The organism is Mesorhizobium sp. M0491 (genome assembly GCF_040321265.1).
GTDB lineage: Bacteria > Pseudomonadota > Alphaproteobacteria > Rhizobiales > Rhizobiaceae > Mesorhizobium.
The window spans coordinates 21,503-34,078 of record NZ_JAMYRE010000019.1; the positions used below are offsets into that span (position 1 = coordinate 21,503).

Genomic DNA, 12,576 nt, shown 5'->3' on the forward strand with positions numbered 1-12,576 from the left:
GTCGCCCGCACGCTCACCGGACCGTGGCAAAGGCGGCAAGGACGGCCGGGTCCCAAGCGGCCATGGCATTAGGTCATAGGTGATATCGCCGTTCGGATTGGCGGCGTTGGTGATGCCGCCCTGGGCGATGGGATAGCTGCCCGACAGTCTCGCCGGCAACGCGGTCAAGGCGCCAACCAGCGCGTCCCCATTTTCTACCGGACCGAGGCAACGCTGCAGACGGAAGCTGCGTCCGCCACGCCCTGGCAGAAGGCGGGACCGTCAGCCGCGGGTCTTCGACCAGCGTTTGCGCATCGCCATCCACCGGCTGCCCGGTGAAGAAAACCCGAGCCGGCCCGCCGGCAGCATGGGCATCGGCGTTGTACGCGACCGTGCTGGCCGCATCCGGTGCCGGCACCGTGTTGGGCGGCGAGACCACCAGATCGGCACCGACATAGGCCAGCTCATAGTTGGCCGAGAGGGTCAGGCTCCCCTGTTCGATGGCATAGTTGCCAGCAGGGCTAGCGTGTGTCGCCTCAGTCGAGAGCGCGCCAAGGAAGGTATCCCCGTTGACCAACCCCAGACCGCCGATCGAATAGGTGAGTGGTGGATTGGGCATGCCCTGCGGCCGGCTCTGCGCATCCGCCACTATGGTGATCGCCCGCTTGCCGATGCTGAAGTCGGCATCGGCATAGCTGATCTCGTAGTTCGCATTGGCGCTGTCGGTGAGCGTGCCCTGGCCGATCGCGTAGGCTCCGGCGTTCTCTCCCAAGGCGCGATCGAGAGCGCCGACCAACGCCACACCACTGCCGAGATCGGTGCTGGTGTAGCCATAGGAGGAGGGGTCGGCATCGCCGTAAATCTTGCCCTGGCCCGAATTGGCCGTGACTGTCACGGCACGCCTGCCAATGCTGAAATCGGCGCCGACATAGCTGATGTCGTAGTTCGAGTTGGCCGCGTTGGCGAGTGTGCCCTGCCCGATCTGATAGGCGCCGACATCTTCGCCGGTCGTGCGGTCGAGAGCGCCAACCAGCGCCGCGCCATTGCCGAGATCGGTGAAGGTGTAGCCATAGGACGACGGATCGGCATTGCCGTAGGTCTTGCCCTGACCCGAGCTGGCAGTGACGGTCACGGATCGCTTGCCGATGCTGAAACCGGCACCGACATAGGTGATGTCGTAATTGCCGTTGGCAGCATCGCTGAGGCTGCCGCGGCCAATGGCATAGGTCCCGACATTCTCGCCCTCGGCGCGATCAAGCGTGCCGGCCAGCGCTGCGCCGCTGCCGAGATCGGATACTCCGTAGCCATAAGACAGCGGATCTCCGTCCCCGTAGATCTTGCTCTGGCCCGCATCGGCCGTGACCGTGATCGCGCGCTGCGTCACCGAAAGGTCAGCGCCGATATAGCTGATGGCGTAATTGCCGTTGGCAAGCGTGCCTTGGGTGATGCTGTAGCCGCCGACATCGGATGATGCCGTGGCGGTCGTTGCCAGCGCACCGCTCAGACTGTCGCCATTGGCGAAATCGCCCGAGGTCAGCTGATAGGTCAGCGTTGGATTGTCATCGCCATAGACACGGCTCTTGGCATCGGCCGTCACCGTAATCGCGCGCTGTGCCACTGACAGGTTTCCGCCGACATAGCTGATCGCGTAGTTGCTGTTGGCGAGTGTGCCCTGCGTGATGCCGTAGCTGCCGACACCGGATGCTGTCGTTGCCGAAGTCGCCAGCGCACCGTTCAGGCTGTCGCCATTGACGAAATTGCCTGATGTCAGCTGATAGGTCAGCGCCGGGTTGGCATCGCCATAAATGCGGCTCTTGGCATCGGCCGTCACCGTGATCGCGCGCGGGGTCAACGCGAGATTGCCGCCGACATAGCTGATCGCATAATTGCTGTTGGCGAGTGTGCCTTGCGTGATGCCGTAGCTGCCGACACCGGATGCTGTCGTGGCCGTTGTAGCGAGCGCACCGGCGAGACTGTCGCCATTGACGAAATTGCCCGAGGTCAGCTGATAGGTCAGCGCCGGATTGGCGTCGCCATAGATGCGGCTCTTGGCATCGGCCGTCACCGTGATCGCCCGTTTCGTCACCGACAGATTGGCGCCGGCATAGCTGATCGCATAGTTGCTGTTGGCGAGTGTGCCTTGCGTGATGCCGTAACTGCCGACACCGGATGCTGTTGTGGCCGACGTCGCCAGCGCGCCGCTCAGGCTGTCGCCATTGACGAAATTGCCCGTGGTCAGCTGATAGGTCAGCGTTGGAATGGCATCGCCATAGATGCGGCTCTTGGCATCGGCTGTCACCGTGATGGCGCGCTTCGCCACCGACAGATTGGCGCCGACATAGCTGATCGTATAGTTGCCGTTGGCGAGTGTGCCCTGCGTGATGCCGTAGCTGCCGACACCGGATGCCGTCGTCGCCGTTGTTGCCAGTGCGCCGCTCAGGCTGTCGCCATTGACGAAATTGCCTGATGTCAGCTGATAGGTCAGAGCCGGATTGCTGTCGCCATAGATGCGGCTCTTGGCGTTGGCTGTCACCGTGATGGCGCGCGGCGTCACCGACAAATTGGCGGCGACATAGTTGATCGCATAGTTGTTGTTGTTGAGTGTGCCCTGCGCAATGCCGTAGCTGCCGACACCGGATGCCGTCGTCGCCGATGTCGTCAGAGAACCGCCCAAGCTGTCGCCACTGACGAGGCTGCCTGTTGTGAGTTGATAGGTCAGCGTCGGATTGGAGTTGCCATAGGTACGGCTCTTGGCATCGGCCGTTACCGTGATCGCGCGCTTGGCGATGGTGAAATTGGCGCCGACATAGGTGATGTCGTAGTTCGAATTGCTGGTGTTGGTGATGCTGCCCTGGTTGATGGCATAAGTCCCGGCGCTGTTCCCTGCCGTGCGGCTAAGGCTACCGACCAAGGCCGTGCCGGCGCCGAGATCCGAAACGGTGTATGCATAGGATGATGGATTGGCATCGCCATAGATCTTGCCCTGGCCCGGCGTCACCGTCACCGTCACCGCGCGCTTGCCGATGGTAAGCAGGCCCCCGCTGTTGTAGGCGAAGCCATAGCCGCTCAACGCCGCGAGGTTGCCCGCGCCGACGGTGATTGCATAGGATCCTGCTCCGGCCTGTGTATTGCCCGGCGGATTGACGGACGTGACGCTTGGGCCGCCGCTGAAGGTCGTGGCGGCGGTGTCGCCGAGATAGGCGCCGATCACGCCTGCCTGGTAGCCCGCCACTGAATAGGTCAGTGCCGGCAGGGCGGTATCGCCATAGGTTTTGGTCGCATTGCTGGATTTGAAGGTCAGTGTCGGCTGATAGGCAAAGACATAGCGGTTGCCTGTCGCACTCACCGGACCACCCGCCGACGTGTTCCAGACGGCCGTGTTGCCACTGTCCAGATTGCCGAATGTATTGCCGGTGGGATTTGCCGCATAGATCAGCCAGCGTCCGCTGGTGGCGGCGACGGCGTCACTGCCCCGGTTGTTGACGAACAGGCCAGCGGCCGAGAGCACTGGATCCGTTCCGCTGATTGTCGCATTTGCCGCAATGGTCAAATCGCCCGTCGTCTGAAGCTTCACCGAACCGGTGGTGTTCACCCCGGTCGCCATAACCCCACGGGCGCTGGAAGCACTGGCGATCGTCAGGCTTGCGCCATCGCGCAGATCGACGGAACCGGCGCTGCCGGCGACGTTGCCGATCTGGTTGCCGGCGTTGGTCAGGGTGAAGCTACCCGTGCCACCGAGAACCAGCGACGCCGCCGTCAGGCCACTAGTCTGCGTCACCACGCCATTCGACGACAGCGCCAGCGTGCCGGTGCCGACCGACAGCGCCTGGTTGAGGGCGAAGGTGGCTGCTGCGGTTTCAATCTGGCGATTGGCGAAGGACAGGCTGCCGACAGAGGTTGACCCAATCGCCGCGCTATAGGCGCTGCTCAGCGCCGACAGCGAGGCGATCGAGCCATCCGCCTCGTCGAGCCGCCAGTCGCCATAGACGTTGAGGTTCGAGACATTGCTGCCGGACAGGCCGGTCCGGAAGGTCACGCCATTCTTGGCGCCCGAGTCCGCTTCGGCAACGGTGTAAGCGAGCACCGAGTTCGAGACCGCGCCGGCCGGCAGAGCGAGATAATAGTAGCCGTTGACGCCGGTCGAGACTGTGCCGAGGTTCACGCCGCCGGAGACGACGGACACCAGCCCGGGATTCTTTGTGTAATAGGGTTGGCCGGTACCGGAAATCAGCGGCGTGTTGCCGGCATCCTTGTAAGCAATTCCGGAGATCGCCTGGACGCCATTGGGGTAGAAGCTCTTCAGATAGGGATAGAGGCCGCCAGTCCCGCCGCCAAAGGCGGCACTCAGTCCATTGGCGCCGCCATTCTGGAAGCTGGAGGTCGACAGGCCGACGACATTGACATTGGGGCCGGTGGTGCCACCGCCGATCGCAGGCTTGGCGCTGGATGTGGTGTTGTAGGGGCCGGATGTCGACGTGTCGTACGCGCCCGTGACCACGCCATCGTAAAGGTTGTTGCCGATGAACGCGCCGACATTCCATCCGCCGCTGACCGCGCCGGTCGAATAGCTGTCGGTTATCCTGCCGCCCTCGCCGACAAACGAATAGCCATAATTCGATCCGACGAGGCCGCCGACGGCCGCGCCGCCGCTGCCGATATCGACAGCGCCCATGGCATAGACGCGATCGATGGTGCCGAAATTGTTGAAGCCCACCGCGCCGCCCGCGGCATTTGTGTCGCGTGCGTTGATGACCACTGTCGAGAAGCTGTCGGAGAGTGCGCCATCGTTCTCGCCGATCAGACCGCCTGAGGTGGACCCGTATTGCGTGGTGAACAGCTGACCAGTCGAATAACTCTGGGCCACCGTGCCGGCATTGAACCCGGCAATCCCGCCAAGGGTCCTAAACCCCCGGACCGTCACATTGGTGACGCCGACATTCTGGACCAGGCCGCCCGCGCCGATATAGCCGAATAGGCCGACATACTGGGCAGCGGACTGCGTCACCGACAGGCTGTCGACGGTGTGGCCGAGCCCGTCGAACGAGCCGGTGAAGCCGTTGCCGCCGTTCTGGATGTTGCTGTTGCCGTCGGTGCCCAGCGATATGAAGCCGAGACCGCTATTCCAGCTGGACGTGGAGCTGGCATCGATATTCTTGGCCAGCGCGTAGCTGCCGGTGAGCCCGCTGTTGATCGCCTGCAGGCCGTTGACATCATAGATCAGCGTGTAGCTCTGGCCGTTGACCGACAGCGCCTGCGCACCGGGCGTGCCGGTGAAGGTCGCCGATGCGCCCAAGGCATAGGAGATCGTGCCGCCGGTGCCGCCATTGTTGGTGATGAGCGCCAGTCCGCCGACGCCGCCGATCGTGGCGTTCGCATTGAAGACGATCGAATGAGAGGCGCTGAGCGTCAGCGTGTTGGCGTTCCAGGCGATCGGCGCGGCAATGGTGATGTCGCCGGCCTGCGAACCGCCGCTGCCGGTCGAGATGGTGACGTTGGCGGTTGCGAGAAGGTTCTGCAGCGTGGTGACGTTGATGACGCTGTCATTGGTGTTGGCGGACATGCTGCCGCCGGTGTTGCCGGCAGCGTTCGATATAGTGACGTTGTAGGGATCGAGCAGCAGATCACCGGTGTTGCCGAAGCGGGCGCACAGATCGACCTCACCGGTGAAGTCGAGGCGCTGCTTGCCGGACACTTCCGCGAAGCCGCCATTGCCGCCGTCATCACCGCCGCGTGCGGAAATCTTGCCGGCGAACTTTGTTTGCGCGTCCGACCAGACGATGACCGTGCCGCCAGTGCCGTTGCCGGTCGCATCGGCACTGATTGTCGTCTTCGCATCGATCTCGGTTGTGACCGCGCGTTGCAAGGTGCCCTTGCCCTGCTTGTCACCGCCGATCCTGACGCTGCCGCCGCCATCCTTGCCCGAGGCATCGACCTTGGCGGCTTTGAGCTTCAGTTTGCGGCCGGTGACCGTGACCTTGCCGCCCTTGCCGCCGGCCTTGGCCGAAGCGTCGAGCATGCCGGTGATTTCGACCGAGCCTTCATCGCCGCCGAGCACGATGGCACCGGATTGGCCAGACACCGTGCGTGCCTCGATGACACCGGACATGTTGACGGCTTGGCGTGCGGCATCGCGCACCGCAGCCGCCTTGAGTTCGACCAGCCCGCCATCGGCACTGATCAAGCCGGAATTGCTGACCAGCGCATTGCTGCCGTCAGCCTTGCTCGGCACGGAAACCTGCAGGAAGCCGTCGCCGGACAAATCAAGTGTTGCCTTCTCACCCGATCCGAGCCCGACCTTGCCAAGCGGCACGGTGATCGAGCCGGCATTGTCGACGCTGCCGCCGATCAATGCGGCATAGCCACCACGCCCGATGCTGATCGCACCCTGGTTGGAGACGGCGGCTGAAGCTCCCTTGCCCTCGAATTCCAGCTTTCCGGCCTCAAAATCCTCGTCGCTGATACCGAGCGAGGAGGCGACGAAGCCGGCGGCACTAACCTTGCCGGTCTTGGAGATGGCAATGCCGTTGGGGTTGACCAGGAACACCTGGCCATTGGCGTTGAGCTGGCCTGCAATGGTCGATTTGGTGCCGCCGGTGACGCGGTTCAGCATCGTTGCCGAGGATGATGGCTGGTCGATGGTGACTGTCGCGCCGGCACCGATCGAAAAACTCTGCCAGTTGACGATCGCCGAACTGGTCGACTGCCTGATGTTCAGTTGCGACGACGATGGGTTGGCGATGGTGACGCCGCCGGATGCTACGCTGCCGCCGGTCGGCAGTTCCTGTGCCCGCGCCGACGTGAAGCCGACAAGCGCCGTCGACGTCAAAAGCAGCGCCATCAACGGCGCGCCGGTGCGGTTCAGGTGCCGCCGTGGGAGGTGGGCTTTGCGCTGCATGGTCATCTCTCTAGAATTGGACGGCGCCGCTGAGCGAAAAGCGATCGCTTGTCGGCAGATGGTTGTCACGACGCTGGCGGCCCCATTCCAGCGTCAGGCTGGCGTTGGTCGCGTCGCCCGCCAGCGCGGTGCCGACCTTCAGGCCAAGCCCGTATGACGCGCCGACGATGTTGGCCGTCTCGAGCGCGGTCGGCATTTCGAGATGGACCTGGCCGACAGCGCCGAACACGTAGGGCGACAACGAAACGATGCCGCCAGTGAACGGCACGTACCAGGGTGAGGACAGCTCGCCGCGCAGCACATAGCCGGAATCGCCCTGCAGCGCGCCCGCGTCGAAGCTCGACAGACCGTTCGCGCCGACCAGCCCGATCTGTTCGGACTGCAGCAGCGGCTTGCCAAACGAGGTCTGCGCGCGGGCGTAGAGATCGAGGCCGAGATGGGTGGCCAGCGGCTGGCTGTAGCTGGCCGAGACCTCCAGCTTCTGGAAATCGGCGTCGGCGCCTTGACGCGACAGTGGCAGCAGCGGCGTCGCATCGGCGGCTGAACGCGCGCCGAGCCCATCGATACCGAAGGACGCAACGACGTTGCCGATGAAGACGCCGCCAAGCGGTGTGAACCAGATGCCGTCGAGACCGAGCCGGGCAATGCGCAGCCGGTCCTCGGCGATCGGCAGCGAAATCGGCGTCACCGCGTCGAGCGTGTCGTTCTGCACGTCGAAGGACAGTTCGGTGCTGATCGTAAGCGCACGGCTGCGGATCCAGGGATATCGAAGCCGCGCCGAATAACGCTCGAAGGCGCTGCCGAAGCCGAGCGTGCCGGGCTCGGCTGTCGGATTGGCCTGCGTGCGGCTGGCTTCCAGGTTGAGCGTCAGCCCGTCATAGCCGATCGGCACGACGATGCCCGCGGCATAGTTGCGATTGCGTGGGCCATCCGTGAACAGGCCACTCTCGCCGCCATCGGGGTAGCCGCCTGCCCTGACATAGACGAGTTCGCCGAGGCCGAGCAATGAGTTGAAATCGACGCCGATGCCCGTAGACCAGCGCTGCAACGACGGCGATAGCGAGTTGTCCACGGTCGCCTGGCCGCCGATCGGGCGATATTTGCCATCGATGAGCAGCACGCTGGCGCCTTTGGCTGTTCCGGCCTGCAAGGTTGAGCGCAGCCGGGCCCCGGGCGTATCGCCAGCCAGCAGCAGCTTGCGTTCGATCGCCGACAGCTTGATGCTCTTTTGTCCAACGAGCGGCGCCAGCGTTGCCTCGACCCGCCCGCGTATGCGCTCGGGCAGATTGCTGGTGTCGATCCGTTCGAGAAAGCCGTCGACGACGACCAGCCGGAGCCCTGCGCCGTCGTTGAGCTTCTGCGCCGGCAGCACCACCCGCACCAGCGCATAGCCGGCCCGTCCATATTCGGTTTCGAGTTTTCGCGCCGCGGCAAAGATTTCCGCCGCCGTCACCGTGCGATGCGCAAGGCCGGCAACGATCTTGCGTGTTGCGTCAGCCATGTCGGGCAAGCCGCCTTCGACCCTGACATCCCCGAGCTTGACCTTGAGCTTCCCGGCGCCCGCCGGCGCCTCGAGGCCCTCACCTTCGGGAATGGAAACACCTGCCGTGTTGGCTGCCGGCGGCGGCCGAAAGCTGGGCGGCGTGATCTGGCTGGCTGTCTGGGCAAACGCGCCGGCTTGAAGCCACAGGCACGCCGAGACGGCAAACAGGATCAACCATCCCTCACGGGCTGCCAGCCCGCCGAAAACTGGGTGACAGTCGTTATCCCTGCCAACCGCGATCTTGCCTGTATACTTCACTCAATCACTCGTCCTTCGCGGTATAATTCGGCAAAGCTTCGCCACCGCGCGAGATTTAATCGCTCGTTAATTGGCTTCTGCTTTCGAACTCACTTCCGGGAAGGCGTGCCCCCGCCGCTCGGATGTCGCGGAAACTATGCCTGGCTCTGGTGAACGTCAATTCAACGGGCGGCCCTCCGGCTGACTATTATTGGGAGGGGTTTTCCAAGCCATAGCAATCGGTTAGCGGATCCCATGAACCGGTCGTGGCCGGCCCATGTTCGGGTTGGGCTTGCTCTTCGCATTTGGTGCCTCTGGACACAGCTATCGAAGGCTGGAAAATGTGGACGCGACTCCGCTGTTGGAGTTAACTCGGAACATGAGGAGGATGGCGCTGAATCTGGAAGACATTGCCGGCCATCCGGCCCTGCATCGCTGTGTCCAGGCACAGTCGTTGGCGCTGATCAACATCTATGAAACGAGCCCGCGACTGGCTTCCATTTTCGCCACGCAGCAGCGTTGGCTGATGGGTCATGTCGGCCTTGCCATGCATTTCAGGCGCGATCCGCACGACCGCCGCAAGGAGCTGACGGTATCGCGTTTCATCGAGTTCGTACACCAGCACGCGGTGGCCAGCCGCAACACGGCGGACGCTTTCATCAAGGAGATGCTGCACTATCATGTCGCCGAGTATGTTTCGGGTGGCGACGGGCGCACGCACCCTTTGCAGCCAACGGCGGCAACCGTGCAGACTTTCACCGGCTGGGTCCTTGCCCATCTGCAGACGCTGGATCATCTCGACGGTGGCAACCGGCTGGCCAGGTTCCTGGAGCGGCCCGACATGGTTGTCAGGCTGCAGCCTCTGGTGGCGGACGGCCTGCTTGCCTCCAAGCCGGTGCGCGAGCCCAACCAGACTTTTTCCCTGTTCATCTGGCTCAACAATGGCGGCATCGTCATGGACTGGCTGATGTCGGGCATCGACCCCGATCATGCCGGCCTGGACCGGATTCCGACCAGCGTGGTTTCGATCGGAGATTTCGCCAGATGGCTCAAGCTGTCGCGGACCCACCTCGCCCGCAAGCTGCGCGCTGCCGAGGAACTCGGCAGCATCGGCTGGCTCGGCCAGCGCGGCCATTCGGTGATGTGGGTATCGAACACTTTCTACCAGGAGTACATGACCGTCCAGGCCGCCAAGCTGGCCATTGTCGATGCGGCCTTCGACGCCTGTTTTCCAGCTCCGGAAGACCGCTGAAGGATCGGCGCGATCGATATCTGCCCGGGCCGTGAACATTGTCTACTGGCGATCATAACCTGTTATAGAGCGGGCGCGTCTGGACACGGGCCTTGAAGGCTGAAAATGTGATCTGCGTCTTCGCGTTGGGGGGCTTGACGCACGGGGGGAGAATGGCGCTGACCTTGGACCATATTGCCGGTCACCCGGCATTGCATCGCTGTGTCCGTGCCCAGGCGCAGGCGCTTATCCAGACCTACGAGACGAACCCGAGGCTTGCCTCGATATTTGCCACCCAGCAGCGTTGGCTGATGGCGCATATCGGCCTTGCCCTGCATTTCAGACGGGAGCCCGATGACTACCGCAAGCAGTTGACGGCGGCGCGTTTCATCGACGTCATCCGGGAGAATTCCGTCGCCAGCCGCAACACCGCCGACGCCTTCCTCAAGGAGATGTTGCACTACAATTTCATCGAGCACCTCTCGGCAACTCAGGATGGCCGCATCCGCCCCATACAGCCTACAGTGAACACGCTGGACACGCTCGCCGGCTGGATGATGGCTCATCTGCACACACTGGACAGTCTCGACGGCGCGAACCGTCTGGCAACGTTTCTGGAGCGGCCCTATGCGCTCGCCAGGGTGCAACCGCTGGTGGCTGACGGGCTGATCTCCTCCAGTCCCGTGCGCGAGCCCAAGCAGACCTTTTCGCTGTTCACCTGGCTTAACAATGGCGGCGTCGTCATGGACTGGCTGATATCGGGCGTCGATCCCGACCATGCCGGCCTCGCTGCAATACCGACTGGCGTCGTCTCGATCGGCGATTTCGCCAAATGGCTCAAGCTGTCGCGAACCCACCTGGCACGCAAACTGCGGGATGCCGAAGACCTCGGCAGCGTTGGCTGGCTTGGCCAGCGCGGCAATTCGGTGATGTGGGTGTCGGGCGATTTCTACCGGGAGTACATGACCGCCCAGGCCGTCAAGCTGGCTATCATCGATGCCGCGTTCGTCAAGGCCTTTGACTCGCCAGCAGGCAGCTGACCGGTGGGCATCCCCCGTGCGGGATGCCCAAGCCGGCGAGCCCTTCAGTCGATGTCGAACGACACGCCCTGGGCGAGCGGCAGCGCCTTGGAATAGTTCACCGTGTTGGTGGCGCGCCGCATATAGGCCTTCCATGCGTCGGAGCCGCTCTCGCGGCCGCCCCCGGTTTCCTTTTCGCCGCCAAAGGCACCGCCGATCTCGGCGCCCGAGGTGCCGATGTTGACATTGGCAATGCCGCAATCCGATCCGTCGACACCCAGGAAACGCTCGGATTCCTGCAGGTCTCGGGTGAAGATCGACGAGGACAGGCCTGCCCCCACGGCATTGTGCTCTTCGAGCACCACGTCGAAATCCGAATATTTCATCACGTAGAGGATCGGCGCGAAGGTCTCCTCCGTGACCGGTGACACCTGGCTTGGCATTTCGACCAGCGCCGGGTGCACGTAGTAGGCATCGGGGTGGCCGTTCTCGACCCGCGTCCCGCCGGTCACCTTGCCGTCATGGGCGGCGGCTTCCTTCAGCGCCTTCTGCATGGCCTCGTATGCCGCCTTGTCGATCAGTGGCCCGACCAGCGAGGAGGTCTCCAGCGGATTGCCCACAGACACACTCTCGTAGGCCTTTTTGAGGCGCGGAACCAAGGCGTCGTAGACGCTGTCATGCACGAACAGGCGCCGCAGCGTCGTGCAGCGCTGGCCGGCCGTGCCCATCGCTCCAAACGCAATCGCGCGCAGCGCCATGTCGAGATCGGCGGTCGGGCAGACGATGCCTGCATTGTTGCCGCCGAGTTCCAGCACCGCGCGCGCAAAGCGCTTGGCCAGCCGCGGACCGACGTCGCGGCCCATGCGGGTCGAGCCGGTCGCCGAAACCAGCGGCACTTTAGGGTGATCGACCAGTATCTCGCCGACGGCGCGATCGCCGATCAGCACCGGCGCCAGGCCATCAGGTGCGTCCGCGCCGAAGCGCTTGACCGCACGTTTGAAGATGGCTTCGCAAGCAAGTGCGGTCAGCGGCGTCTTTTCCGACGGCTTCCACACCACAGCGTCGCCGCAGACCAGCGCCAGGGCGGCATTCCACGACCACACAGCCACCGGGAAGTTGAAGGCGGAAATGACGCCGACGACGCCGAGCGGATGCCAGGTTTCCATCATTCGATGGCCTGGGCGCTCGGTGGCGATGGTCAGGCCGTACAATTGCCGGGAGAGGCCTACGGCGAAATCACAGATGTCGATCATCTCCTGCACTTCGCCGAGCCCCTCGGACGGGATCTTGCCGACCTCGATCGAGACCAGCCGGCCAAGCTCGGCCTTGTGCGTACGCAGCTCCTCGCCGAGCAGCCGCACCAGTTCGCCACGCCGCGGGCCTGGCACCATGCGCCAGGCCTGGAAGGCCTTGTGCGCGGCATCGATCACCTTGGCCGCGTCAGCCGGTGAGATCGTCTTCAGCGCCGCGATCTGCTCGCCCGTCACCGGGCTGCGCACGATCAGGTCGCCGCCGACCAGCGTCTCCTTGGCCACACCCAGTTTCGCCAGCAGTTCGGTCGTTTCCTTGCCTATCGTCATTCTTGTCCCTTTCAGATCCAGTCGCTCATAATGCATGTCGCCCAAAAGTGCCCAGCGGTTTTGGGACAACGACATGCACAAAAGGCACGCCG

5 protein-coding genes are annotated in these 12,576 nt (G+C 63.6%); 2 read left to right on the forward strand and 3 right to left on the reverse strand.

Annotated features, from left to right (window positions below; translation table 11 throughout):
- Positions 1-73: 73 nt before the first annotated feature.
- Positions 74-6,874: an MBG domain-containing protein gene (locus NKI69_RS23360; RefSeq protein ID WP_352722600.1), complete on the reverse strand. Its 6,801-nt coding sequence runs from the start codon at positions 6,872-6,874 to the stop codon at positions 74-76.
- A 10-nt stretch (positions 6,875-6,884) separates the two neighbouring features.
- Complete coding sequence (locus tag NKI69_RS23365; RefSeq protein WP_352722601.1) at positions 6,885-8,675, reverse strand: ShlB/FhaC/HecB family hemolysin secretion/activation protein; 1,791 nt, start codon at positions 8,673-8,675, stop codon at positions 6,885-6,887.
- 367 nt (positions 8,676-9,042) lie between these two features.
- Here NKI69_RS23365 and NKI69_RS23370 point away from each other — a divergent pair, with 367 nt between their 5' ends.
- Both NKI69_RS23370 and NKI69_RS23375 read left to right on the forward strand, forming a co-directional pair.
- Positions 9,043-9,906: a hypothetical protein gene (locus tag NKI69_RS23370; RefSeq protein WP_164893012.1), complete on the forward strand. Its 864-nt coding sequence runs from the start codon at positions 9,043-9,045 to the stop codon at positions 9,904-9,906.
- Between the two features lie 152 nt (positions 9,907-10,058).
- The gene (locus NKI69_RS23375; RefSeq protein ID WP_352722602.1) at positions 10,059-10,925 is read left to right on the forward strand and encodes a hypothetical protein; all 867 of its coding nucleotides are present in this window, start codon (positions 10,059-10,061) and stop codon (positions 10,923-10,925) included.
- Positions 10,926-10,969: 44 nt separating this feature from the next.
- On the opposite strand, the gene amaB is transcribed toward NKI69_RS23375, so the two are convergent.
- Positions 10,970-12,484 carry an L-piperidine-6-carboxylate dehydrogenase gene (gene amaB, locus NKI69_RS23380; protein ID WP_128304940.1) on the reverse strand — a complete coding sequence of 505 codons (1,515 nt, stop codon included), beginning with the start codon at positions 12,482-12,484 and terminating at the stop codon, positions 10,970-10,972.
- Between the last annotated feature and the right edge of the window lie 92 nt (positions 12,485-12,576).